The 25496-nt window shown below is 67.1% G+C and carries 21 protein-coding genes; 6 read left to right on the forward strand and 15 right to left on the reverse strand.

Annotation, left to right across the window (positions count from 1 at the left end):
- Nucleotides 1–48 precede the first annotated feature (48 nt).
- Nucleotides 49–1845 (reverse strand): acyl-CoA dehydrogenase C-terminal domain-containing protein, encoded by a 1797-nt coding sequence (locus BMZ97_RS12820; RefSeq protein ID WP_092171351.1) that lies wholly within the window; start codon nucleotides 1843–1845, stop codon nucleotides 49–51.
- Nucleotides 1846–2157: 312 nt separating this feature from the next.
- On the reverse strand, nucleotides 2158–2619 hold the full coding sequence (locus tag BMZ97_RS12825; protein ID WP_092169745.1) for a MerR family transcriptional regulator: 462 nt from the start codon (nucleotides 2617–2619) through the stop codon (nucleotides 2158–2160).
- Between the two features lie 362 nt (nucleotides 2620–2981).
- Here BMZ97_RS12825 and BMZ97_RS12830 point away from each other — a divergent pair, with 362 nt between their 5' ends.
- The 3 genes from BMZ97_RS12830 to BMZ97_RS12840 all read left to right on the forward strand — a co-directional run bounded on the left by BMZ97_RS12830 (nucleotide 2982) and on the right by BMZ97_RS12840 (nucleotide 8427).
- Nucleotides 2982–6512, forward strand: a complete 3531-nt coding sequence (locus tag BMZ97_RS12830; RefSeq protein ID WP_092169749.1) for an SEL1-like repeat protein — start codon at nucleotides 2982–2984, stop codon at nucleotides 6510–6512.
- Nucleotides 6513–6727: 215 nt separating this feature from the next.
- A complete protein-coding gene (locus tag BMZ97_RS12835) occupies nucleotides 6728–7657 on the forward strand; it encodes a sulfite exporter TauE/SafE family protein (RefSeq protein WP_092169752.1) in 930 nt (309 codons plus the stop codon).
- Nucleotides 7654–8427, forward strand: coding sequence for a TIGR02186 family protein (locus BMZ97_RS12840; RefSeq protein WP_092169754.1), 774 nt, complete (start codon nucleotides 7654–7656; stop codon nucleotides 8425–8427). Before BMZ97_RS12835 ends, BMZ97_RS12840 begins: the two co-directional genes overlap by 4 nt.
- A 110-nt stretch (nucleotides 8428–8537) precedes the next feature.
- On the opposite strand, the gene glp is transcribed toward BMZ97_RS12840, so the two are convergent.
- From glp to BMZ97_RS12900, 12 genes are all read right to left on the reverse strand, one after another.
- Nucleotides 8538–9791 carry a molybdopterin molybdotransferase MoeA gene (gene glp, locus BMZ97_RS12845; RefSeq protein ID WP_092169756.1) on the reverse strand — a complete coding sequence of 418 codons (1254 nt, stop codon included), beginning with the start codon at nucleotides 9789–9791 and terminating at the stop codon, nucleotides 8538–8540.
- A gap of 7 nt (nucleotides 9792–9798) precedes the next feature.
- Complete coding sequence (gene mobB, locus BMZ97_RS12850; RefSeq protein ID WP_092169759.1) at nucleotides 9799–10359, reverse strand: molybdopterin-guanine dinucleotide biosynthesis protein B; 561 nt, start codon at nucleotides 10357–10359, stop codon at nucleotides 9799–9801.
- A 180-nt stretch (nucleotides 10360–10539) separates the two neighbouring features.
- Nucleotides 10540–11547, reverse strand: coding sequence for a formate dehydrogenase subunit gamma (locus BMZ97_RS12855; protein ID WP_092169762.1), 1008 nt, complete (start codon nucleotides 11545–11547; stop codon nucleotides 10540–10542).
- Nucleotides 11548–11855: 308 nt separating this feature from the next.
- Nucleotides 11856–12452 (reverse strand): formate dehydrogenase FDH3 subunit beta, encoded by a 597-nt coding sequence (gene fdh3B / locus BMZ97_RS12860; RefSeq protein ID WP_092169764.1) that lies wholly within the window; start codon nucleotides 12450–12452, stop codon nucleotides 11856–11858.
- Nucleotides 12453–12466: 14 nt separating this feature from the next.
- On the reverse strand, nucleotides 12467–15448 hold the full coding sequence (locus tag BMZ97_RS12865) for a formate dehydrogenase subunit alpha (protein ID WP_092169767.1): 2982 nt from the start codon (nucleotides 15446–15448) through the stop codon (nucleotides 12467–12469).
- A gap of 12 nt (nucleotides 15449–15460) precedes the next feature.
- Nucleotides 15461–15664, reverse strand: coding sequence for a twin-arginine translocation signal domain-containing protein (locus tag BMZ97_RS12870; protein ID WP_092171354.1), 204 nt, complete (start codon nucleotides 15662–15664; stop codon nucleotides 15461–15463).
- Between the two features lie 35 nt (nucleotides 15665–15699).
- Nucleotides 15700–16509: a Cro/CI family transcriptional regulator gene (locus BMZ97_RS12875; RefSeq protein WP_092169769.1), complete on the reverse strand. Its 810-nt coding sequence runs from the start codon at nucleotides 16507–16509 to the stop codon at nucleotides 15700–15702.
- 111 nt (nucleotides 16510–16620) lie between these two features.
- On the reverse strand, nucleotides 16621–17355 hold the full coding sequence (locus BMZ97_RS12880; RefSeq protein ID WP_092169772.1) for a DUF3306 domain-containing protein: 735 nt from the start codon (nucleotides 17353–17355) through the stop codon (nucleotides 16621–16623).
- Nucleotides 17352–17870 carry a DUF3305 domain-containing protein gene (locus BMZ97_RS12885; protein WP_092169776.1) on the reverse strand — a complete coding sequence of 173 codons (519 nt, stop codon included), beginning with the start codon at nucleotides 17868–17870 and terminating at the stop codon, nucleotides 17352–17354. Before BMZ97_RS12885 ends, BMZ97_RS12880 begins: the two co-directional genes overlap by 4 nt.
- A 10-nt stretch (nucleotides 17871–17880) precedes the next feature.
- Complete coding sequence (locus BMZ97_RS12890; RefSeq protein WP_092169779.1) at nucleotides 17881–18891, reverse strand: DUF6352 family protein; 1011 nt, start codon at nucleotides 18889–18891, stop codon at nucleotides 17881–17883.
- Nucleotides 18888–19493 carry a DUF6505 family protein gene (locus BMZ97_RS12895; RefSeq protein WP_092169781.1) on the reverse strand — a complete coding sequence of 202 codons (606 nt, stop codon included), beginning with the start codon at nucleotides 19491–19493 and terminating at the stop codon, nucleotides 18888–18890. Before BMZ97_RS12895 ends, BMZ97_RS12890 begins: the two co-directional genes overlap by 4 nt.
- Nucleotides 19490–20233, reverse strand: coding sequence for a biotin/lipoate--protein ligase family protein (locus BMZ97_RS12900; RefSeq protein ID WP_092169784.1), 744 nt, complete (start codon nucleotides 20231–20233; stop codon nucleotides 19490–19492). The genes BMZ97_RS12895 and BMZ97_RS12900 overlap by 4 nt, the downstream gene beginning before the upstream one ends.
- A gap of 153 nt (nucleotides 20234–20386) precedes the next feature.
- On the opposite strand from BMZ97_RS12900, the gene BMZ97_RS12905 reads away from it, so the two are divergent.
- Entirely contained in the window at nucleotides 20387–22426 is a 2040-nt protein-coding gene (locus tag BMZ97_RS12905; RefSeq protein ID WP_092169787.1) for a 4Fe-4S binding protein, read from the forward strand.
- Nucleotides 22427–22608: 182 nt separating this feature from the next.
- Here BMZ97_RS12905 and BMZ97_RS12910 read toward each other — a convergent pair whose 3' ends face one another.
- On the reverse strand, nucleotides 22609–23883 hold the full coding sequence (locus BMZ97_RS12910) for a c-type cytochrome (RefSeq protein WP_092169789.1): 1275 nt from the start codon (nucleotides 23881–23883) through the stop codon (nucleotides 22609–22611).
- A 103-nt stretch (nucleotides 23884–23986) separates the two neighbouring features.
- On the opposite strand from BMZ97_RS12910, the gene BMZ97_RS12915 reads away from it, so the two are divergent.
- Together BMZ97_RS12915 and BMZ97_RS12920 are read left to right on the forward strand one after the other, a co-directional pair.
- Nucleotides 23987–24217: a sulfurtransferase TusA family protein gene (locus BMZ97_RS12915; RefSeq protein ID WP_092169792.1), complete on the forward strand. Its 231-nt coding sequence runs from the start codon at nucleotides 23987–23989 to the stop codon at nucleotides 24215–24217.
- 25 nt (nucleotides 24218–24242) lie between these two features.
- Nucleotides 24243–25367: an Mrp/NBP35 family ATP-binding protein gene (locus tag BMZ97_RS12920; RefSeq protein ID WP_092169795.1), complete on the forward strand. Its 1125-nt coding sequence runs from the start codon at nucleotides 24243–24245 to the stop codon at nucleotides 25365–25367.
- Nucleotides 25368–25496 lie beyond the last annotated feature (129 nt).

Below are 25496 nucleotides of genomic sequence, written 5' to 3' on the forward strand. Positions count from 1 at the left end.
GGGTTTCAGTGGTTCCGACTGCCTACTGCCGACTGCCTATTGCCCCCTTCAAAACTGCTCGGCGCTCAGCGCCATGGTGCTGTCGGCTCCCGAGGTGATCCGGGCCAGATGCGCCGCCGTCTCCGGCAGGCTGCGTTCCATGAAGAAGCGCGCCGTCACCAGCTTGGTGTTCATGCGCTCGGTCGCGCCATTGGCGCCCGCCTTGAGCTTGTCCTGCGCGACCTTGGCCATCCTGGCCCACATATAGCCGAGCGAGACGAGGCCGAGCAGGTGCATGTAGTCGGTCGCGCCGGCGCCGGCGTTATCGGGCTTGGCGAGCGCGTTGTTCATGAACCACATCGTCGCCTGCTGGAGATGGCCGAGCGAGAGCTGGAGCGGCCCGAGCAAAGGCTTCAGCCCTTCATCCTCGGCATTGTCCTTCAGGAAGCCGGCGACCTCGTTGAAGAAGGCCATGATGGCTCGGCCGCCATCGCGGCCGAGCTTGCGGCCGACGAGATCCATCGCCTGCACGCCATTGGCGCCCTCATAGATCATGGCGATGCGGGCATCGCGGACGAATTGCTCGACGCCGGTCTCGGCGATGTAGCCGTGACCGCCGAAAATCTGCTGCGCCTTCACCGCATTGTCGAAGCCGGTATCGGTCAGCACGCCCTTGAGCACCGGCGTCATCAGGCCGAGCTGGTCATCGGCCGCCTGGCGCTCGGCGGCGTCGCTGGAGCGATGGGAGATATCGGACTTGATCGCGTTCCAGAGCACGAAAGCGCGGGCCGCCTCGTTGAAGGCCTTGATCGACATCAAGGTGCGGCGCACATCGGGATGCACGATGATCGGATCAGCCGCCTTGTCGGGGCTTTTCGCGCCGGTCAGCGCGCGGCCCTGGATGCGGTCTTTAGCATAGACGACAGCGTTCTGATAGGCGACCTCGGACTGCGCCAGCCCCTGGATCGCGACACCCAGGCGCGCCTCGTTCATCATCACGAACATGGCGTTGAGGCCTTTGTTCTCGGCGCCGATGAGCCAGCCCTTCGCCCCGTCATAGTTCATGACGCAGGTCGAATTGCCGTGAATGCCCATCTTGTGCTCGATCGAGCCGCAGGAGACGTGGTTGTTCTTGCCGACGGAGCCATCCGCGCCGATCGCGTTACGCGGCACGACGAAGAGCGAGATACCTTTCACGCCGGCCGGGGCGCCCTCGATGCGGGCGAGCACGAGATGGATGATGTTGCGCGTGATGTCCTGCTCGCCGGCCGAGATGAAGATCTTGGTGCCGGTGACGGCATAGGAGCCGTCGCCATTGGGCACGGCCTTGGTCTTGATCAGGCCGAGATCGGTGCCGCAATGCGGCTCGGTCAGGTTCATGGTGCCCGACCACTCGCCCTCGATCATTTTCGGCAGATAGGTGCGCTTCTGCTCGTCCGAGCCATGGACGTAGAGTGCGGCGATCGCGCCCATGGTCAGGCCGGGATACATCGCGAAAGCCATGTTCGCCGAGGAGGCGAACTCATTCATGACGGCACCCAGCGTATAGGGCAGGCCCTGGCCGCCATATTCGGGATCCATGGCAAGGCCGATCCAGCCGGCCCCGGCATAGGCCTCATAGGCAGCCTTGAAGCCCTTGGGCGTCGTCACGGAGCCGTCGGCGTTGCGCGTGCAGCCTTCCTGGTCGCCGGAGTGGTTCAAAGGCTGCAGGATCTCCTCGCAGACCTTCGCGCCTTCCGCCAGGACGGCCTCGACGACATCGGGCGTCGCGTCGGCAAAGCCCGGCAGGTTGTTGTAGCGCTCGATATTGAAGACGTCGTTCAGCAGGAAAAGCGTGTCTTCGACGGGTGCCTTGTAGACCGGCATGTTCATCCTCCCTCTCGTCGCGACGCCGGCCCACCAGATCACCGCGGGGGCCACATCAGAATAGTTCACATATAAACTATCTAAGCAAGCTTGGCAAGGCGAGTTTGAAAAAGAGGCGATAGCCTCACGCGCAATCGTGACCACCCTTCCACCCGGCGCGCAACAGCCGCGAGACAGCAAAAAGCCCCGGGCGGTTGCCCGGGGCCTTTTGCGGAGAGACGGAATTCCCTGAAAGCTGGCTGCTGCGAAAAATCGGCCCCCACTTCTCGCATGCAGCCCTTCAAAGGCGCCTCGTATCCTGATCGAAGGTGCTCAGACCTTGCGGAAGCGAGCCTGCGTCGCTTCCAGCTCGGCGATCGCTTCCTCGATCTCCTTGCGCTGGCTGCGCAACAATTCGAGTTGCTCCGTGACCTGCTCATGGCTGAGCTGCAAGCCGCCAACGGAGGCCGACCCCTCGGCGGTCTCGCCCTTCTTCTCTTCATTGGCGAGCATCGCGCGGATCTCGACCAGCGTGAAACCGAGCTGCTTGCCCTTCAGGATCAGGGCCAGGCGAGCGCGGTCGCGACTCGAATAGATCCGGGTCATGCCGGAGCGGGCCGGGGCGAGCAGGCCGCGCGACTCGTAGAAGCGCAGCGTGCGCAAGGTCACATCGAAATCGCGGGCGAGATCGCTGATGGTGAAACCACCGACGGATTCGGTCTCGCTGGCGGCGGGATTGGGGGAGCGGCCTTCATGATTCGAAGCAGCCGCCAAAGCGAAGCTTGGGCGCGACATAAGGGTGCATTCCTTGCGGGTTGGGGCTCGGGAACGCCGACCATGCAGGTGGCGATCATCCGTCCGATATCACGTAGCCGGCTGCTTCCCCTTGCGTCAGGTAATGTGACGCTTCCGTGAGGTAAGTTACCGTTATACGCGCCCTGCCCGGAACCGGACTCAGCGCCCGTTCGTAAAAAATTAACTCCCGACCCCACAATCTTAACTGACTGTTTACCACGGTCGCCAAAAGTCTGCTCTGCGGATCGGCGTCCCGTCAGCAGCAACGTAATCTTCACGGATCGCCACATTCGCAAGGAAAGCAGCGGTGTCAGGGGCCCGCACCTTTCCGATGAGGACGAGCCCCGTAGGCGAGCGACAACATGGCCACTAGCTTGCCCTGGAGCGTCAAGGGCGTTGACCCGCGCACCCGCGACGCAGCGAAAGCCGCAGCCCGCCGCGCCGGCATGACGCTTGGCGAATGGCTCGACAACAAGATTCGCGAAGAGGCCGCCGAGACGGGGCCCGAGCAGACCGCCCCCGAGCAACTCGACATCGCAGCGCTTTCGGAACGTCTCGCCAAGCTGTCCCAGGGGCAGATGGATACCTCGCCGCACGCGGCCGCCAGCGCCGCCCAGCAGGGCACTAGCGAGCTCTCGCGCAGCGAGATCGACGCCGTGATCAATCAGGCAGCCGCCGTCGAGCGCCTGACCCGCGAATCCAGCGCCAAGACGGCCGGTGCGCTCGACTCGATCACCCGCTGGATCGAGAAGACCGAAAGCCGCATCACCTCCAGCGAACGCGCTGCCGCCGAGCGCCAGGAGCGCGCGACCAGCGTCATCGCCGACGCGATCAAGACCATGGGCGAGCGCCTCGTCGAGATGGAGCGCAAGGCTAGCGAAGTGCAGCAGGCCCAGGCCCAGCCCACGCCAATGCCTGCCCCGCGCCTTGCCTTCAGCCGCGACGGCCTGGCCGAGGCCGTGAACGACATTCGCACCCGCCAGCGCGCCCTCGATGTCGATGGGCAAGCCCAGCCGGCGCGCCGCTCGGTTCCGGAAAACCGGATCGCGGCGCTGCGCCAGGATCTGCGCGAGCTGAGCAACCGGATCGTGCCCGCATCGCCGGAAGCGGAGGTGGCGCCTCAGCGCATGCGGGCCACGCCGGCTCAGCATCCAGCCCCTGCTTCAGCCCCGATCCAGGGCAACCCGATCGAGGCGATGCTGGCCGATCTCGGCGCGCGGCTCGACAAGCTCGGCAAGCAGGATCGCCTGGAGCCGATCATGAAGCCGCTGGCGCGGATCGAGTCGGACGTCTCGCGCCTGTCGCAGGAGCGTTCGGCCGAAGGCTATCAGCGCTTCGAGCTCGAAATCGCCCATCTCGCCGCCAAGGTCGATGCACTCGCCGCGCGCGGCGGCGACCGCAGCGTCATCGCCCCGGTTCTGCGCGATATCGCCGAATTGCGCGACATAGTGCAGGCGCCGGCCGCCGACCCACGCATGGACAGCCTTTCGCGGCAGATCTCGTCGCTGTCCACGGAACTGGCGCAATTGCGCGAAGCGCAGCCGGACGGGCGCGATATCCGCAGCCTGTCACAGGCGATCGAGGATGTGCGCGACGCCATCCTGTCCGACCGCGCCCATGATCGTCAGGCCGACCCCGCGCAGCTGACCTCGCTGTCGCGGCAGATCGAGAGTCTGGCCGACAAGATCGAGACCTTGCCGGCGATGCGCCCCGAGGTGATCAACGCCCAGGCAGAGCAGCTCGCGGCGCGGCTCAACGAAATGGACGCCTCGGGACGCGGTGTCTCGCACGTCCTGTCCGATCGCATCGAGGCGCTGGTTATCCGGCTGGAGGACATGGCCGGCCGACAGCCCGACCAGCTCGAGAGCCGCATCGACGCCCTGCAGGAGAGCATCGAGACCCTGGCCGAGCAAGGCCCGGTCGCCGTGACACGGCAGATCGAGGCCCTGGCTGGGCGCATCGAGAGCCTGGCTGCGGCGAGCAACCTGTCCCAGATGATCAGCGAGGGCAAAGGCCCGCAAGTCGCCCGCGTCGATCTGCGCCCGATCGAGGACATGCTGCGCGGCCTCGCCGAGAAGATCGACGAGGCTGGCCGCCCCGGCGCGGAAACCGACGCCTTCGACGCGCTGGAGCAGCAGATCTCCGGCCTCGCCCAGCGGCTCGACGCCGCCGCGGCGACCCGCTCCGCGGAGACCGGCATCGAGCGGACATTGCAGGATCTCGTCGTCCATCTGCAGACGCTGCGGCAGGACACCACCGCCGCCGCCGAGCGCGCGGCGCGCGCTGCCATGGCCGATATGGGGACCAAGGGCGGGCCGGCTAGCGGCATCGCCGAGATCAGCAACCTCCTCTCGGGCCTGCGCGACACCCATGTCTCCTCCGGGCGCGAGACGCAGGACGCGATCGGCGCCGTCCACCAGACGCTTGAAACCGTGATCTCGCGGCTCGCCAGCATCGAAGCCGAGCTTGCTGCCGAGCGGCAAGGCCCGGCCCCGCGCCCGGTGATGCCGCCCCGCCATGCCGAACAAGCGCAATCCGCCGCCCGCACGCCGGAGCCGGCCGCAAGCGTCAGCATCGCCGAGGGCGACCGCATCGTTGCCGAGCGCCCGCGCGCGGGTCAGCCCGAGGCATCCTCGCCGGTCGCGGCCTCGCTCGATCTGCCGCTGGAGCCCGGCTCGGGCCGCCCGCGAGTCAGCACCGCCACCGCACCGCAGGACGCCCAATCGGTCCGCCAGAGCCTGATCGCCGCGGCAAGGCGTTCCGCCAAGGCTGCGACCGAAGCCGCCACCACGGCGCCGGCCGCGACGAGCGAGCCCACCAAGGGCGGTGGCCGCCTGAAGGAGATCATGGAGAAGCGCCGCAAGCCGCTTCTGCTCGGCCTCGCTGCGATCGTACTCGCCATGGGCACCGCTCATGTCGTGACCGGCGCGCTGCAAGGCGGCGGCGGCACGGCGAAGCCGGTCAGCGCCGAGGCGGTCGACGTTCCCGCGGCACCGACGGCTCCGGCTCCCGTCCCGGCAACGCCCGCCAAGGACCAGACCTCCGCCCTCCCGCCCGTTACTGCTCCGACGATCAGCGCGGCGCCCTCCTTCATGAGCCCCGCCCAAGCCGCCATTACCATTCCGGAAACGGCTCCGGCTGCGGAGCCGCTTGCAACCGCTTCCGCGCCTCCCGCCCAGACCGCCGTCCTGACGGTCACGGGCATCGACGACCTCCCGACAGGGCTCGGCAGCGTGGGCCTGCGCAAGGCAGCACTCGCGGGCGATGCACGTGCGGTCTATGAGGTCGCCAGCCGCGCGGCCGACGGCCCAGGCCCCGGCCGCGACCCCAAGCTGGCGCTGCGCCTGTTCGAGCGCGCCGCCGTGGCCGGGCTTGCCCCGGCCCAGTTCCGCCTCGGCAATATGTTCGAGAAGGGCATCGGCACCACGCGCGACGCCTCGCTGGCGCGGGTCTGGTACACGCGCGCCGCCGAGCGCGGCAATGCCAAGGCCATGCACAACCTCGCCGTGCTGCATGCCGAAGGCGCCGCCGGCAAGCCCGACTACGCCACCGCGACGGAGTGGTTCCGCAAGGCTGCGGAACTCGGCGTGCGCGACAGCCAGTACAATCTCGCCATCCTGCTCGGGCGCGGCCTCGGTGCGCCGACCGATCTCGGCCAATCCTATCTCTGGTTCTCCATCGCCGCCGCCCAGGGCGATGAGGACGCCAGCCGCAAGCGCGACGAGGTCTCCCAGCGCCTGAGCCCCAGCGATCTCGCCGCCGCCAAGGCCGCCGCCGAAAGCTGGAAGCCGAAGGCACTCGAAGCCGCCGCCAACGACGTGACCCCACCCGGCAAGGGTTGGGACGAGGCGCCGAGCGCGACCAAGAAGCCCGCCAAGCCGGCACACGGCTGAACCGACGACATCACAGGCGCGAAGCGCCTGTTTTCGCGTTCAACGTCACGGTTTCGACGCGTTGGAGCGCCATGACAAGGCGAGGCCTCCAGTCACCGGCCGGGACAAAACTCCCTTTTTCGCAACGATAAGGATTTGTCTAACCCGATTGGTGCAATCTGGGACGATCCGGCGCCGGGCTTCAGCAAAAACGCGCCGGGACGCGAGGACCAAGGGTGCAGATCTACCTTCCGATCGCCGAACTCCCGATCAGTATCCTGATGGTGCTGGGCCTCAGCGGCGCGGTCGGCTTCATCTCCGGCCTGTTCGGCGTCGGCGGCGGCTTCCTGCTGACGCCGCTCCTGATCTTCCTCGACATTCCGCCCGCGGTCGCGGTCGCGACCGTCGCCGCGCAGGTCGCCGGCTCCTCGACCACCGGCGTCCTGACCTATTGGCGAAGGCGTGCGCTCGACTTCAAGCTCGGCGGTGTCCTCGTCGCCGGCGGCATATTGGGCACCGTGCTCGGCGTGCTGTTCTTCAACCTGATGCGCAGGCTCGGCCAGCTCGAGCTCGTCATCACCCTGTCCTATGTGACCCTGTTCACGATCATCGGCGGCCTGATGCTCTACGACGCCCTGCGGGCGATGTGGCGCGTGCGGGCGGGCAGGCCGGCGCGATTGCGGCGGCGGGCGGGGACCCATCCCTGGTGGATGGGCCTGCCGTTGCGGATGCGCTTCTACCGCTCCCAGCTCTATGCCAGCGTGATCCCGATCGCTCTGCTGGCGATCGTGATCGGCTTCATCGGCGCGGTGCTGGGCGTCGGCGGCGGCTTCATCCTGGTGCCCGCGCTGATCTATTTCTTCCGCATCCCGACCGCCGTCGTCGTTGGCACCTCGCTGTTCCAGATCCTGGTGACGATGACCGGCGCCACCATCCTGCACGCGCTGACCAACCAGTCAGTCGACCTGATCCTGGCGGTTTTCCTGCTGCTGGGCGGTGTCATCGGCGCGCAGTTCGGCGGGCGGGCGGCGCGCAATCTCAATGTCGAATCGTTCCGCCTGCTGCTGGCGCTCCTGATCCTCTCCGTCGGCCTGCGTTTCGCCATCGAATTGTTCATCGCGCCGACCGAGCCCTTCTCCGTGATCGTGACGGAGGGCATACGATGAGACGCTCGCTTGCAATCCTGCTGCTGGCGACACTGGCCGTGCTCACAGCCGCCTCGGCGCGCGCCGAGACATTGATCGCGGCGATGTCGAGCCATCAGATCCAGATCAACTCCAACTACACCGGCGACCAGCTCACGGTCTTCGGGTTGGTCGAGCGCGACGGGCGCAGCGCCGCGCGCGGCGATCCCTACGACATCATCGTCACCGTGCGCGGTCCGCGGCGCATGCTCCTGGTGCGTGAAAAGGAGCGGCTCGGGCCGATCTGGATCAACCGCACCCAGCGGCGCTTTCCCGACAACTCGATCTTCCTGGCGGTGGCGAGCAACCGGCCGCTCAACGAGATCATGAGCGAGGAAACCGCGCGGCGCGAACGGATCGGCCTCGAAAACGCCCAACGCCTGCCCGACCCAGGGCTCGATTTCGGCCGCACGACCGCCCGCTTCAAGGACGGCATGATCCGGCTCCTCGAGGAGAAGGGGCTCTACTCCCAGGAGGCGCGCGGCGTCACCTTCCTCTCCAACACGCTGTTCAGCGCGCCGATCCCGGTGCCGGCCACGGCGCCGACCGGCTCCTACGAGATCGATATCGTGCTCTATGCCGGTGGTGTGCCGCTGGCCCGGCAATCGACCAATTTCGAGGTGGTCAAATCCGGCATCGAGCAGCGCCTGGCCTCGGGCGCTTACGAGCATTCCCTGCTCTACGGCCTCGCGACCGTCGCGCTTGCGCTGTTCTTCGGCTGGTTGTCCAGCGTCGTCTTCCGCAAGGATTGAGCCCTGCAGCAGTTTCCGATCCAACCGGATCGGAAACTGCTGCAGCCTTTGGTTTAACGCGTTTTCTTCACGCGAACCGGTACCCACTTCGCTCGAAAACGCTCTGACCCTCAGCCGATCAGCAGGCCATAGGCGAAGAAGGGCGCCATCGTCCCTTCGTCGATCCGTGTCAGATCCTCGGCAAGTTCGACCAGCCCGTCCGTCCGGGTCAATGAGGTCAGGACGCCGGCCCCGTCCTGCGGGTGCTTGCGCGCGACCATGACGCCGTCAGCCGCAGGCGTCAGCGAGACCCGGACATATTCGCGCCGGCCCTTCTTCTTGGCGTAGGGAAAGCCGAGCCGCACCGGCAGCGGCGTCGGCGCGACATAATGGGCGCCCGCAAGCCGCGCGAGCAGCGGCCGCGCGACGAAGGCGAAGGTAACGAAGACCGCGACCGGATTGCCGGGCAAGCCGATGAAGGGCGTGGCCCCGACGAGCCCCATCGCGACGGGACGGCCGGGCTTGATGCCGATACGCCAGAACGCCAGCGAGCCGGCGCGCTCGACCGCCGCCTTGACATGATCCTCCTCGCCCGTCGAGACGCCCCCCGAGGTCAGGATCAGATCGCAGGACGCCGTCGCCTCGGAGAGGCGCCGCGCCAGGCTGACGGGTTCGTCGCGCAGGATGCCGAGATCGACGACCTCCGCGCCGGCGCGTGCGACCATGGCGCGCAGCAGGCTGCGATTGGCGTCGTAGATCGCAGCGGGAGCGAGCGCTTCGCCCGGCTCGGTCAGTTCGTCGCCGGTCGAGAAGATCGCGACGCGCGGCCGGCGATGAACGCTCACTTCGATCAGCCCGAGCGCTGCCAGGAGCGCGAGGTCCTGCGGCCGCAGGCGCTGCCCGGCCTTCAGGGCAGTTTCGCCACGCGCGATATCCTCTCCCGCCGGGCGGGCATTGGCGCCGATCTTCAGCCCGGCCGGCAGCCTGACGAAGCCGTCGTCGAGCCCGACATCCTCCTGCATGAAGACGGTATCGGCGCCCGGGGGCATCGGCGCGCCGGTGAAGACCCGCACCGCGACACCCGCCGTCGCAGTGCGAGACGCATCCGCCCCCGCCGCGACCCGGCCCGACAGGCGCAGGCGGCTCTCGCCAGCGGGAGTCAGATCGGCGAAGCGCACGGCATAGCCATCGACCGCCGAATTGGCGAAAGGCGGCAGGTCGAGCCCCGCCACGATATCCTGCGCCAGGACGCGGCCATCGGCCTCGGCGAGCACAGTATTCTGCGCCCCGGCCAATGGCGCGACCAGGGAGCCGGCGCGCTCGGCCGCCTGCTCGACGCTCATCAGCGCGCCGAAGGCTTCCTCGTCCTTGCTAAGCTGGGCCATGACGTCCTCACTCTTCCCCGTGTCGCCCTTGCCCGTGTCGCCCTTGCCCGTGTCGCCGCGCCAGCACGGCAGCGAGCGGCTCGGCCGCCGCCAATGCGATATCAGCAACCGCCGCAATGTCGTCGAGGGCGACCACCGGACGGCCCGCTTCGGGGAAGGCGCTGTCGCTCACGATTGCCACGATGCTTGGGTCGTCGGGATGCAAGGGCGGCTTGCCGTTGGCCATGCGGTAAATCTCGATCTTGGCGTGCGGGTCGCGCTTGAAGCCCTCGATGATGACGAGATCGACCGGCGACAGCCGCCCGAGCAATTCGCCGAGCTTCGCCTCCGGCTCGCCGCGCAACTCCCGCATCAGCGCCCAGCGTCGCTCCGAGGAGATCAAGACCTCGCGCGCGCCGGCTTGGCGATGCGCGTAGGAATCCTTGCCGGGCGTATCGAGATCGAAGGCATGGTGGGCGTGCTTGAGCGTGGAGACGCCGACGCCGCGGCGGCCGAGTTCCGGGATCAATCGCGTCAGCAGCGTCGTCTTGCCCGCCCCGCTCCATCCCGCCAGACCGATCACGCGCATCGAGGGCCATGTCTCCAAACAAAAACCGGTCTCCAAACAAAAACCGGGCGCGTAAGCGCCCGGCTGTCATCTTTCAGATTGCCTCTCGCGGTCAAGCAATCCGTCTTGGCCGTGACTGGCTTGGCCAGGACAGGCTTGGCCAGGACCGTCTTGGCGAGAGCAGGCTTGGCGAGAACCGGCTCACTCCGCCGGCTGCAGCGTCGGGCCGCCCGGGACATGGCCTTTCCGTATCTCCTCGGCGACCCAAAGCGAATGGTGCTCCTTGGCCCAGTTGAGATCGACCTCGCCGGAGCCCATCGCGTCGAAGGCGCCCTCCATGCCGATCGTGCCGATATAGATATGCGCCAGGATCGCGGCGACCATCAGCACGGCGACGATGCCATGCACCACGTTCCAGAACTGCATGGTCAGCACGCCGCCGGAGAAGAACGGGAACAGCAGGTTGAGGCCGGAGAGCGAGAGCGCCGTGCCGCCGACCACCACGATCCAGAACACGATCTTCTGGCCGCCATTGAAGCGCTTGGCCGGTGGGTGGCTCTTGCCGACGATGCCGCCACCGGCAGCGAACCAACGGAGATCGACCATGCCGGGGATGTTGTCCTTGATCCAGACGACGAACATCAGTGCGATGCCGAGCATGAAGGGCCAGGCGAGATAGTTATGCGCCCATTTCGCCACGACCGAGATGTTGGTGAAGGTCTGCGGCCCGACCAATGGCAGCAGCAGCAGCTTGCCGAAGGTGACGTTGAGCCCCGACAGCGCCAGCACAATGAAGCATGCGGCCGTCAGCCAGTGCATGAAACGCTCGAAGCCGTTGAAGCGCGTCAGCGTGCGCCCCGACAGGCCGGACTCGAGCCGGATGCGGCCCCGCACGAGATAGAACACTGCCAGCACAAGCAGCATGCCGAGCACCGCGACGGCGCCGATCTTGACCATGGTGCCCTGATGGAAGGCGCGCCAGTCGCGCCCGGCGGGCCGCTCCAGCGTCGCCGCCTTGCCGTCGGGAATGGTGATGCGGCCCGTGAGCTCGGCCGAAGGGTTGCCCTTCAGCGCGTCGAGGAATTGCTGTTCCTTGACCGAGTCCGCGGTCGGGTTGACCTGCTGCGCGAAAGCCGGAACCGCCAGCGCGACAGTGAAGGTCAGCAGCAGGCCGGTGACCAGGAGACGAAGGTGAGCGCCGAGACGCATTGCGAAATTCCTCTCGCGAGATGAACCGGACATCCTGCTCGGGTGGAACGCGCCCGACCTTGCGGCCGAGACGCGCCCCTCCCCCCGAGCTGGTTCTTCACGAAGCATGGGACCACTTTTCGGCATCATGCTCATTCCTCGCCAAGCATGATGTCGCCCGAAAACCGGAAGCCACTTTTCGGCATCATGCTCATTCTTCGCCAAGCATGATGTCGCCCGAAAACCGGAGACCACTTTTCGGCATCATGCTCATTCTTCGCCAAGCATGATGTCGCCCGAAAACCGGAGACCACTTTTCGGCATCATGCTCAGATGGCGATCGTTTCCTTGTAGGCGGTCTGCCAACCCCAGGCGCCCGAGCCATAGCCGCGCTTGAGCACCCGCTCCTTGTAGATTTGGGCGATGATCTCGCCGTCGCCGGCGAGCAGCGATTTGGTCGAACACATCTCGGCGCAGAGCGGCAGCTTGCCCTCGGCCAGGCGGTTCGAACCATATTTCTGGAACTCGGCCGGAGAGAGATCGACCTCCGGGCCGCCCGAGCAATAGGTGCATTTGTCCATCTTGCCGCGCGAACCGAAATTCCCGACCTTGGGATATTGCGGCGCCCCAAACGGACAGGCGTAGAAGCAATAGCCGCAGCCGATGCAGAGATCCTTGTTGTGCAGCACGACGCCGTCGGCGGTGTTGTAGAAGCAGTCGACCGGACAGACCGCCATGCAAGGCGCGTCCGTACAATGCATGCAGGCCATCGAGATCGAGCGCTCGCCCGGCTTGCCGTCATTGATGGTGACGACACGGCGCCGGTTGATGCCCCAGGGCACTTCGTTCTCGTTTTTGCAGGCGGTGACGCAGGCATTGCATTCGATGCAGCGGTCGGCGTCGCAGAGGAATTTCATCCGGGCCATGGTTCAGTTCCTCTTCACGCTGCGGCGATCTGGCAGAGCGTGACCTTGCCTTCATGCATCGCGGTCACCGGATCGTAGCCATAGGTCGTGAGGGTGTTGACGGACTCACCGAGCACGATCGGATCCAGCCCCTTGGGGTAGTTCCCGCGCTGGTCGACCCCCTGGTAGAAGCCGCCGAAATGGAAGGGCATGAAGGCGACGCCCTTGCCGACGCGCTCCGTCACCAGCGCCTTGACCTTGGCCTTGGCGTTGTTCTCCGGCCCGGAGACCCAGACGAAGGCGCCGTCCTTGATGCCGCGCTCGGTCGCATCCGCCGGGTTGATCTCGACGAACATGTCCTGCTGCAGTTCGGCCAACCATTTGTTCGAGCGTGTCTCCTCGCCGCCGCCCTCATATTCGACGAGCCGGCCCGAGGTCAGGACGATCGGGAAGGATTTCGCGACGCCGCGCTCCACCGCCGCCTTCTGCATGGTGGTGTGGAGGTTGGGGATGCGCAAAGTCCGCTCGTCGGGGCGCGCCGGCCATTTCGCCACCAGATCGACGCGCGGCGAGTAGATCGGCTCGCGATGGGTCGGGACCGGATCGGGCAGGTTCCAGGCATTGGCGCGGGCCTTGCCGTTGCCATAGGGCACGCAGCCATGGCTGAGCGCGACGCGCTGGATGCCGCCCGACAGATCGTTGGCCCAGTTCACCGTGTCGATCGCGTTGCCGCCGATCCAGGTGATGGTCGCGATCTCGGCCGGCGTCAGATCCTGATCCCAGCCGAGCTTCTTCAGCATGCCCATGGTGAATTCGGGATAGCCGTCCTTGATCTCCGAATTCAGCGAGTAGGAGCCGTTCTCGGCCAGCAGCGTGTCGTTGACCTTGCTGCCATCCGGCAAGGTGCGCTCGCGCGTCAGGCCGAAGCGCGGCCGGAAGGTGCCGCCGCCATTATTGGCCTCGAGCGCTGTGTTGTAGAGGATATGCGTGCCGGGATGCTTCAGTTCCGGCGTGCCCCAGCACGGCCAGGGCAAGCCGTAGAAGTCGTTCTCGACAGGTGAGCCCTTGGCGCCGCGCAGCGAAACCAGGTCGAACTTGTCCTGGTGCTGCATATGCAGCTTGAGGCGCTCGGGCGACTGCCCGGTATAACCGGTCGACCAGCCGCCCTTGTTGATCTCGCGCAGGATCGATTCCGCCGAGGGCTCGAGGCCGTATTTGCCCTGCACCAGCTCGAGGGTCTTGAACATCGGCTCGGCGAAGCCGAGCTTCTGCGCCAGCTTGTAGATGACCCAGTAGTCATTGGCCGATTCGAAGATCGGATCGACAACCTTCTCGCCCCATTGCACCGAGCGGTTGGAGCAGGTGCGCGAGCCCGAGCATTCGAACTGCGTACCGATCGGCAGGAGGTAAGTGCCGTTCTTGCGCTGGCCGAGCGAGACGAAATTGGTCGGGTGCGGATCGGCCACAACCAGCAATTCGAGCGTCTCCAGCCCCTTCACGGCGTCGGGCATGCGCGGGATGGTGTTGCCGCCATGGCCCATGACGATCATGGCCTTGAGGTTGTCCTTCTGGTCGACCTGCTCGGCGGGCATGTTGGCGGCGTCGAACCAGCGCGTCGAGGTGTGGCCCGAGGTCTCCATATTGGCCTTGGCCGTGCGGGCCGGGCGGCCGCCCTTTGCGGGCACCTCGTCGAAGCGCGTGACGAAATAGTCGTAATCGACGCCCCAGACGCGAGCCCAATGGCGCCAGGCGCCTTCGACCAGCCCGTAATAGCAAGGCAGATTCGAGATATCGAGGCCGAAATCGGTCGCGCCCTGCACATTGCAATGGCCGCGGAAGATGTTGGCGCCGTTGCCTATGCCGCCGACATTGCCGGTGGCGAGCAGGAGGTTGCAGATCGCGCGGACATTCGCCGTGCCGACCGAATGCTGGGTCACGCCCATGCACCAGATGAAGGTCGCCGGCTTGACCTTGGCGAAGGTCTCGGCGGCGCGCTTCAATTGTGCCTCGGGAACGCCGGTGATGTCCTCGACGGTCTTGGGGTCGTATTTCTCGACCTCCTTGCGGACATCGTCCATGCCGTAGACGCGGGCGGCGAGGAAGTCCTTGTCCTCCCAGCCATTTTTGAAGATGTGCCACATCATGCCCCAGACCACAGCAATGTCGGTGCCGGAGCGGATGCGGATATAGTCGGTCGCGTGGGCCGCCGTGCGGGTCAGGCGCGGATCGAAGACGATGACATTGGCCCGGTTGATCTCCTTGCCGCTCAGGATGTGCTGCATCGAGACCGGATGGGCCTCGGCCGCATTCGAGCCCATGAACATGATCGTCTTGGAGTTGCGGATGTCGTTGTAGGAGTTCGTCATCGCGCCATAGCCCCAGGTGTTCGCGACACCTGCGACCGTGGTGGAGTGGCAGATGCGCGCCTGGTGGTCGACATTGTTCGTGCCCCAGAAGGCGGCGAACTTCCGCAACAGATAGGCGCCTTCATTGGAGAACTTGGCCGAGCCGAGCAGATAGACGGAATCGGCACCGGACTTGGCTCGGATCTGCATCATCTTGTCGCCGATCTCGCTGATCGCGACATCCCAGCTGATGCGCTGCCACTGCCCGTCGACCAGCTTCATCGGGTATTTGATGCGGCGGTCGCCATGGGTCAGCTCGCGCACCGAGGCGCCCTTGGCGCAATGGCTGCCCCGGTTGATCGGGCTTTCCCAGGCCGGCTCCTGGCCGACCCAGACCCCGTTGGCGACTTCGGCCTTGACGGTGCAGCCGACGGAGCAATGGGTGCAGATGTTCTTGACGATCTTGGTGCCGCTCGCCGGCCCCAGTCCCTCCGCCGCATCCGCCTTGCGGACGGAGCCGATCTGGAGCGCGCTTGCGGCTGCGACGCCGCCTGCAACGAGGCCCGAGCGCCGCAGGAAGGTGCGCCGGTCCATCACGCCCGAGGACAGGCCCGCCATGGCGGCCCGGAGCTTGCCGCGCTGAACATCGGCCGATTTGCGCTTGATGAGCATGGCGTTGCGCCCTCAGTAGCGGTTGACGCGATAGTAGTTCTTGACGTGCTCCGACTCCTGGTAGCGCGCCTTGGTCTCTTCCTTGCCCGGATCAACGGCTGCCGCCGGCGTCACCATGGCGGGCGTCGCGGCTACCGCCGCGCCGGCGCCGAGCGCCTTGAAGAAGCTGCGGCGGTCGAAGGCCGGCGTCACGGTCTCTTTGAGTTTTTGCGACATCGTCGTCTCCTCCGCGCCGGGCAGACTGGCGGACGTCATGACGGCAGCCTTCCGGCTTCCGTCTCGATGGACAGGAACAGGCTGCCGACGCGGCCGACGGCCCGGTAGAATTTCGAAGCCTTCGCGACCTCCAGATCGGCGAAGAGGCGCTCGCCCCAGGGCTCGATATGGCGTGCATAAAAGGCGCCCGCATCGACGCCCTCGCCCGCAAAGGCGCCGCGGATCAGGTTCGCCATGATGTCCATCAGGACGGCGATATGGTCTTCCGGCTCGCCGGCGCGCTCGGCCCGGGCGATGCCGAGCTTGCCCATGTCCTCGCGCACCAGCGCCAGCGGGCGCTCATGCAGGAAACCGGTCAGGTAATAGGAGGCGTAGGGCAGAATCTCACCACGGCCGACGCCGATGAAGAGCTCGAAGAATTCGTCGCGCGCCGCTTCCGGCGTGAGCTCGGCGGCGGCCTCGGCCAAGGCGAAATGAGCCATGCCGAGCGGCGAGGCATCACCGCGCAGGCCTTGCAGAACGGCCAGCGTCGCGGCGGTCGGCGCCCGCCAGAGCAGAGCTCCGATCAATTGGTATTCCTGGGCGCGCGCCTCGTCGATCTCATCGATCGCCAGCGACGAACCACCGTTCATCGAGGCGGGCTGGTGCAGCGCGGTCTCGATGGGATAGAGATCGGGTCGCAGGTCGGAGCGCGGCACGCCAGTATTGGCTTCGACGGAGAGCACGCGGTCGGCAGGAACGCGTTTCCAGCTTGAGATCGCTGGCTGCGACACGCCTAGGCTGCGCGCCAATGCACGCACCCCGCCGGCAGCCCCGATCGCTCTCTCGAGTGCCGGATCACGCATCGTTTGCGGCGTTCCTCTCATCATCACGCGACGTTACTCCGCCGCTGAATCTTTTAAGCTTGGTGATAATGAAGACTTATCGCCCTAGAATACAAGAATTCTAATTTGGACTTAGATTGGAATGGCTCCGCCACCGCGCTTGCGACGGGGCGCGTTCCGCGGCTCCGGCTCAAGACTATTTTGCGCCGCAGCATAGACCCGATCCGGCGCAATCCGGTTTGTTTCCGCCTCTTCCGCCGGGTTCGCGCCGGCCTCGCTCACCCTGACAGGCCCGGTCGGGATCGCTGGAGGCAGTTCACTTCGCAACGCAGCGTCGTGATTACGACTTTCGTCATGCGACGAAAGTTTATGCGACACGCTGTCGCTCGCGTCCTCCTCCACTCCAAAAAGAGCCGGCTTGGGCTCCGGAGCGTCGCCGAAGATGCCGCGCACCATCGCCTCGACATCGTCCGATTCCGTCAATGGGCCGTAGCCCGGCGCGCCACCCGGCGTGTTCCAGTCGAGCGCATAGTCGCGGGCCGGATTCTCGAAATCGCGGATCGTCGGATCGCTCTCCCAGGCCCGCCGCATCGCCGCGAGCTTCCAGCTTTCGGGCACGTTCTGCTTGAGCCAATGGGCGACGTCGAAATCCTTGTCGATCAGGTCGAGCGAGGGCGGCTCGACCATTTCGGGCTCGGAGGCGGCGGCCTGCGGCTCAACCTCTGCCGGCAAGGCTTGCTCCGCCCGCAGCGCTTCGCTCGCAGGCGATGGCGTCAGAACCTCGCCTTGCTCCGCCCCGGCGCGCTTGCGCCGCGACCAGCGCGTCAGGAAGCCTTCCTCGTCGAGATCGCCCGCGCGCGGGCTCATCGCTCGCCCTCGCCCCGGCGCATGCCCGGCTCCGGGCGCGGTCCGCCACCCTTGCGCGGATCATGCTCGCTGCGCTTGCGCTTGATGAATTCGCGCTCGACATGATGCGCCTCGAAGAAGGCGAGCACCTGTTCGGCGATCAGAGCCGGCATCGGCAGGGCCTCGACGATGTCCCCGACATTCTCGGCATAGACCTCGCCCTCGAACGGGTCGGCGGTGACGCCGACGAAGTCCAGCTCGGGCTCGATCCCGGTCGGCCGGATCGCGACCCAGAGCTTGGCGCGGCCGGCCTGGAAGTTCTCTCGGAAATGCGCGGTGTCGACCGAATGCAGCGTCAGCGTCGCCGGGCCGAGATAGACGCTGCGCCGGCCAGGCTCGCTGGCAAGCTCGGTCCAGGGCGCCAGCGCCGGCGGCTCGGGCAGCACGGCGAGCGGGCTCCAGGCATGGTCGACCCAGGGCGAATCGATCGCGCGCCGCTCGACCACGATCCCGACCTCGATGTGCGCTTGTGTCATGTCGCGATCCTCAATTCGTCATCGCGGTCGCCGACAGGGGCAGGCCTGTCACCAGATTTTGCGGCTTCAGGCGCAGCACCTTGTCGGCCGACATCGCCATGATGAGATAGATGGGCCTTGCCTGCGCCGCCGCCAACACCGGCACATCGGGCGGCAGCGTCATCCTGTAGAGCGCCAGCACGCGCGACAGCTCCTCCTCACCGACGCTCTTGTCCTGCCAGAGCGCGTTGCCGATCGCCGTCGCCTGCGCATCGAGCCCGACGAACCAGCGCCAATCGGCATCCCTGATGCTCTCGATCGGCTCGATCGCGACATCGAAGCCGTGCAGGGCACGCACCCAATGGCGCAGCGCCGCCGCCAGCGCCGCCCGCCCCGATGGCGAACCGCCAAGATCGAGCACCATGTCGAAGCCGTCGGAGCGCTGCCAATAGCGGTCGGCATTGGCGGCTTTGAGGATGTCGAGCGAGGCCACGGCAGGGCCGCCCAGCATGGCGAGCAGGGGCGAGGCATGACGATCGGCCTCATGGCCCTCGATGATCTCGGCATCCGCCAGCAGGATCGTGTTCTCGTGCAGGGTGACGCGCTGCGGCCGGAACAGGCACTCGGCGGCGCGCACGACATAGGGGTCGTCGACCTCATCGAGCGCGCCGCGCAGGATGACATGGACGAGCTGGTCGAGGAACAAGGGCGGCACGCCCGCGACGCCCTCGCGGATGATCCGCGCATAGGCGGCCTCCAGCGTCGGCGCAGCGAGCAACCGGTCGCGCCAGCCGACCAGGAAGCGCCAATTCTCGCGGGCGTCCTCGTCTGCGATCGCTGCGATCTCGGCCGCCGCCACCTCGGCCTGGGGCGTCGCCATCAGCTTGGCGTGCAGCGCGCGCTCGTCCGCGCAGGCGTCCTCGGGCGGCAGCACTTCGGGCCGCGCCAGATAGGCTTTTAGGAAATCATCGGTGACGACGAGCCCGCCGCTGGCGGCGCGGTCCAGCAGGACATGGCCGGAGGTCGCCCAGAAATGCATCATGATGCGTCCGTCTTCTTTCCTGAGGCCGGCTTCTTGCCCGATACCGGCTGCTTGCCCAGCGCCAGCAGATCGACCTCATCCTGCGGCCCGTCCTCACCCTCGACCTCGATGAATTCGAAGGCCCGGAACTCGAAGGCGCGCAAACCCGTGCCGTCCTGCCCGCCGCGCGGGGTCAGCGTGCGGAAACGCTCGCGGATTTCGCCATCCTCCAGCGTACGATGCAAGGCGATCAGCGTCTGCGCCGGATGGTCGCAGAGCGAGGCGGCAAAGGCGATCTCCTCGGCCGCAGCAGCGCGCGCCGTGGCAAGATCGGGGGCGCCGAGTTTTGCGACGAGATGGCCGGCAAGCTGCGCGATCGCGGTCTCACGCTCCTCCTCCGTCGCCTCGCTCACGACCGCCAGCGTACTCCAGCCGAAGCTCGCAATGCCGAGGAAGCCGGAGCGGAAAGCGGTGCGCCCCTTGGCGTCGAGCGCCGCGATCCCGGCGGGATCGAACAGGAAGGAGCCGGTCACCAGCCATTCCCCGGGCTCGGCGGCGCGGCGGAAGACGAAGCTGTCCGATGGGTCGAGCCGGATCGCGCGCGGCAGTTTGAGTGCGCTCACAGCTTGGGCCCGCCACTGTCGCGGTCGAGCCAGTCGGCCCGGCCCAGCGCCTCGACCAGGCTCCGGCGCTCGATGCCGCTCTGCGAGGTCGCCACCAGATCGCCATTCGCCTCGATGCCGTGGCGGGTGCCGACGACCTTGTCGAGCCGGTCGAGCCAGCGGCGGGCCACGGCCTTGGGCCCATCGCTCTGCCAATGCGTGACGCCGAGCATGAGATGGCGCGCGAAGGATTCGATCAGATCGACCGCATCGACCTCCTCGAAACCTTCCTCCGCCATGCCGACGCCGGTCTGCTCGATCGCGAAGGGCGCCATGGTGGTGGCGCGCAACATCGCGCCGAAGACGAGCCAATCCGCCACATCGCCCTCGCCGCAACCCTGCGGCCAGGCGAGCCGGCCGCCGCCGATCAGGCCATGGTCGTAGATCAGCGCATCAGGCCAGCGGAATAGGACCGGCCGCTCCGGCGGGCAATGCACGGCCAGCGCGTCGGCCAGCGCATTCATCGCGAGGTAGTGGGCGAGCCGCGCCTCACCGAGCACGGCGTCGGGCTCCAGCACCACGGCGAATTCGACGATGTCGAAGCGGCGCACCCAGACCAGCGTCGCAGCCCCCGCCTCGGTGGCGATCGCCTGGGCATGGGCGAAGGCGTCGCCGGCTTCGCGCAGGGTCACGAGCGAGAAGCCCGGCGGCAGGACAGGCTCCCGCCGCAGATCGTCAGGGCGCGGGACATTCACCGCCATCGACCTCCTGCTCCCCGGTGGCGCGACGAATTGCTCATCGCCGGTTTCTTTTGAACCCGTCCAATTCCATATAAGCCTCGATTGTCGCAAGGGAGACGAAAAGACGCTCCCGGCAGATCGGCCAAGGACGAGAACGCCAAGGAAGTGAACGTAATGACCGGCACCGCACGCACGCTGATGGTCTGCTCCTGCGAGGACACCATGCCGCTCGATGGCGAGGCGCTGGCGCGTGGTTGCAAGGGCGGCGAGATCAGGACCGCGCGGCATCTCTGCCGCACGCAGACGGAGATCTTCACGAAGCTGCTCGGTGAGCGCGACGCCATCACCGTCGGCTGCACGCAGGAAGCCCCGCTTTTTGAGGAAATCGCTGCCGACCTCGATTATGCCGGCGATCTCGTCTTCGCCAATATCCGTGAAACCGGCGGCTGGGCGCGCGAGGCGAAGTCCGCCGGCCCCAAGATGGCGGCTCTGCTGGCGGCCGCAGCCGAGCCGATGCCGCCGGCGAGCTTCACCACGCTGGAAAGCAAGGGCGTGGCGCTGGTCTATGGCCATGACGAGGTCGCGCTCTCGGTCGGGCAGAGGCTGGCAGAGCATCTCGACGTCACCATTCTGCTGTCGCGGCCTGGCGAGATCACGCCGCCGCGCCTCTCCGACATTCCGGTGCTGAAGGGCACGATCGTCGCCGCGACCGGCTGGCTTGGCGCCTTCGATCTGACGGTCAACGATTACGCCGCGCCCTCCCCCTCCTCGCGAAGCAAGCTCGTCTTCGGCGAAGCGCGCAATGGCGCGAACTCGCAATGCGACATCGTCATCGACGTTTCCGGAGGTGCGCCGCTCTTCCCGGCCGGCGATTTGCGTGCCGGCTATCTGCGCGCCGACCCGCGCGACAAAGCGGCGGTCGAGCACTTGATCGGGGAAGCCGGCCATCTCGTCGGCGAATTCGACAAGCCGGCTTACGTCCGGCTGAACCAGGATCTTTGCGCCCATTCGCGCTCGTCCAAGATCGGCTGCACGCGCTGCCTCGAGCTCTGCCCGACAGGTGCGATCACGCCAGCGGGCGACCATGTCGCGATCTCGGCCGAGATCTGCGCCGGCTGCGGCGCCTGCGCGGCCGTTTGCCCGACTGGCGCCGTGACCTACGCCCTGCCGCCGACCGACGCGCTGCTGCGCCGCCTGCGCACCCTGCTGACCACCTATGCCGAGGCCGGCGGCCGCGAGGCCGTGCTGCTGCTGCATGATGGCGAGCATGGCGAGGCGCTGATCGACGCGCTCGCTCGCTTCGGCGACGGCCTGCCGGCACGCGTGCTGCCGCTGCGCGTCAACGAGATCACCCAGATCGGGCTCGAGACCCATGCGGCGGCGCTGGCTTTCGGGGCGTCGGCCATCCGCGTGCTCGGCCGCGCCAAACCCAAGCACGACCTCTCCGGCCTGACCCGCAATCTCGACTACGCCAACGCGCTCGCAGGCGCGCTCGGCTATGGCGAGGGTCGCGCCGGGTTGATCGAAACCGACGACCCCGACCAATTGGCGCAGGCGCTGGCGCGGATCGCATCCGGCACTACGGGCACGACGCCGGCCCGCTTCCGCCCGATGGGCGATGGCCGGCCATTGCTGCGCCAGACCATCGGGGAACTGCATGCCGCCGCACCGACGCCGATCGCGGCCGTGGCGATGCCGCCGCTCGCGCCTTTTGGGACGATCCATGTCGACAGTGAGGGCTGCACGCTCTGCCTGGCCTGCGTCTCCGCCTGCCCGGTGCAGGCGCTCTCGGACAATCCCGATCGCCCGACGCTCGCCTTCCAGGAAGACCTTTGCGTGCAATGCGGGCTCTGCGCCGCGACCTGTCCGGAAAAGGTGATCACGCTGGAGCCGCGCATCGATTTCGACGCCTGGGCCGGCGGCAAGCGCGTGCTGAAGCAGGAGGAGCCCTTCCACTGCATCAACTGCGCAAAGCCCTTCGGCGTCAGGAGCACAATCGAGAAGATCGTGGCCAAGCTGGAGAACAAGCACTGGATGTTCTCGGGCGACGCCGCCAAGCGCATCTCGGTGATCAGGATGTGCGAGGATTGCCGCGTCGAGGTCGTGGTCAATGAGAGCTTCGACCCACATCTCTCGCCGCAGCGCCCACCCGTGCGCACCACGGACGATTATCTGCGCGAACGGGCCGAGCGGGGCGAGGATCCGTTGCAGTAGGAACGCGATCTGTCATTCCGGGGCGCGGCAATGCCGCGAACCCGGAACCCACGACCGGGTGTGCCCTGCCTCCGCTGTTGTGTGTCGCTCGCCCGGTCGTGGGTTCCGGGTTCATCGCGGAGTTTATCCTTGGGCCGACCAAAGGTCGGACCCGAGGGCGATGCCCCGGAATGACAAACGGCTCACTGCGTCACCTTCTCCAGCCACTCCACCAGAGCCTGCCTGTCCTCGGCCGAGCCAATCGTCTGCTCCGGCATCTTCGTTCCCGGCGTGTAGGTATTCGGCCCGAGCTCGAAGAGTTTCGCCACCGTCTCCTTGCTCCAGACGATGTCCATCGTCTTGAAGGCGTCGGAATAAGCGTAGCCGGGCGCGGTCGCGATCCTGCGTCCGAAGAGGCCATGCAGCGTGGGCCCCGCCCGGTTGCCGTCCGCAGGCGTGAGGGTGTGGCAGGCGGCGCAGGCGCGAAAGGCCTGCGCGCCGCGCTCGCCCTGGAAGGCCGCCAGCACATCCTCGCCCGCGCGCGGAACCACAGCGCCGATATGTTCGCCGGTGACCGCGTTCCAGCGCCGGACCAGCCGGTCCGCGCCGCCCGAGAGCAGTTCCTTGCCACCGGGCAGGAAGGCCAGCGACCAAACGGGCAAGCCGGGGCCGAGCAACGTCGCCCGGATCGTGCGCGTCTTGCGGTCGATCAGCGCAACCTGCCCGCGCAGGCCCCCCGCCGCGATCGTTGCGCCATCGGCTGAGAGCGCCAGCGCGATCAACGGCGTCTGGCCGATCTCGATCTCGGCGCGGGCCTCTCCCTCGGGACCGAACAGCCTGAGCCTGCCATCGGCGGCGGCGACCGCGATCTCGCCATCGGGCGCGACCACGACGCCGTTGAGCGGCGCCGGCAGCGTGACGATCCTGGCCGGCCCGCCGCCCGCTGGCCAGACCCGCAAGGTCGCGTCGTAGCCGGAACTGACGACGGCCCCGCCGGGCGCGAAGGCGACGCCGTTCACCGGCCCCTTATGCCCCTCCAACACACGCGCGGAGCCGTCCGCGAGCGAGGTCACACGCAGCGTCTCGTCCCAGGAGGCGGAGGCGATGCTCATGCCATCTGGCGAGACCGCGAGCGCCGAGACCTGCCCCTTATGCCCTTCGATCACCCGCGCCGGCTCGTTCGCCTCGCCGCGCCAGAGCGCGATGCGGCCATCCTCCCCGCCGGTGGCGAAGCCGAGGCCGTTCACGGTCGCAGCCGCATTGACCGCGCCCTGGTGGAAGCGCAGCACCTTTTCGGCGCTGCCCGTGCTCAATCGCCAGAGGATCGCCGACTGGTCGAAGGAGCCCGTCAGCGCGAACTGCCCGTCAGTCGAGACCGCGACCGCGCGCACCGGCCCGCCATGGCCGCGCAGCTCCTGGGCGAGAGCGGGTGCGGCAAGCGTTGCGAGACCGAGGCAGGCGAGGCCGATGAAGTGCATGCTGTTATCATGTAACGGCGAAGCGGATTGGCAAGGCGCACAGTTGCCCCAGCCCGATCAGCCATCATATGAAGCGCAGCCCTTTCGCCGAGTTCCAGGTTCCATGACCCCGATCCCGCTCAATCTGCGCGGCCTGAAGTGCCCCCTGCCCGCGCTCAGGGTGCGCAAGGCGCTGAAGGGCGCTGAGGCCGGCGCGCTTTTCGTGGTCGAATGCACCGACCCGATGGCGGCGATCGACATTCCCAATCTGATGCGCGAGACCGGCGACGCGATCGAACGCAGCGCGAGCGAGGGTGACCTCCTCGTCTTTCATATCCGCAAGGCGGCGGCCTGACGCCGCACCGACTGGAGTTGCCGAATTGGCCCTGACCCAAGCCGACATTCTGCGCGCGCTCGAACTGGTGAAGCTGCCGGCGAGCGGGCAATCGCTCGCGGCGTCCGGCCGCGTCAACAACATCCTGATCGATGGCGGCAAGGTGATCTTCGCGATCGGCATCGACGCGACCGAGGCCGATGCGATGGAGCCGGTGCGCAAACAGGCGGAAAGCGCCGTCTCCGGCCTGCCGGGCGTGACGCAGGTGCTGGTCGGCCTCACCGCCGACAAGGCGCCCTCCTCGGCCGCGGCCCAGGCGCGCAGCCAAGCGCATCGCCCCGCACCCGGCCCGGGCGGGCCGCCGCCCAAGGCTGCCGGCGTTCCCGGCGTGAAGCAGATCATCGCGGTCGCCAGCGGCAAGGGCGGCGTCGGCAAATCCACCACCACCGCCAATCTCGCCGTTGCGCTCAGCGTGCTGGGCCTCAAGGTCGGCGTGCTCGACGCCGACATCTACGGCCCCTCCGTGCCGAAAATCTTCGGCATCACCGGCAAGCCGAAGCTGATCTCGGGTCGGACGCTCGCGCCGATGGAGGCCTATGGCCTCAAGATCATGTCGATCGGCTTCCTGATCGACGAGGAAACGCCGATGATCTGGCGCGGGCCGATGGTGATCTCGGCCATCACCCAGATGCTGCGCGAGGTCGCCTGGGGCGAGCTCGACGTGCTCGTGGTCGACATGCCGCCGGGCACCGGCGACGCACAGCTCACCATGGCGCAGCAGACGCCGCTGGCGGGTGCCGTCATCGTCTCGACTCCGCAGGATCTGGCGCTGCTCGATGCGCGCCGCGGCGTCGCGATGTTCCGCAAGGTCGAGGTGCCGATCCTCGGCGTGGTCGAGAATATGAGCTATTTCATCTGCCCGGAATGCGGCCACCGCTCCGACATCTTCGCCCATGGCGGGGCGAGACACGAAGCGGAACGCCTCGGCGTGCCCTTCCTCGGCGAGGTGCCGCTCGCCATGTCGATCCGCGAGACCTCAGATAGCGGTCGCCCGATCGTCGCCAGCGACCCCGACAGCGCCCATGCCAAGGCTTATCTCGCCATCGCGCGGCAAGTGCAGGCGGGGCTTAGCGGCGCGGTCAGGGCAGCGCCCCGCATCGTCATAGAGTGAGCGCGCGGGCGATGTGACGGTGCCGCATCCACCCGAAAACAGCCGTCATTCCGGACAAGCGGCGAAGCCGCGCCGATCCGGAATCTATCGAAGGGCCAATCCTTTGACGGGTCCGGCTCTACGATGGAT

The sequence above is a fragment of the Allobosea sp. OK403 genome, assembly GCF_900113835.1.
Classification (GTDB): domain Bacteria; phylum Pseudomonadota; class Alphaproteobacteria; order Rhizobiales; family Beijerinckiaceae; genus Allobosea.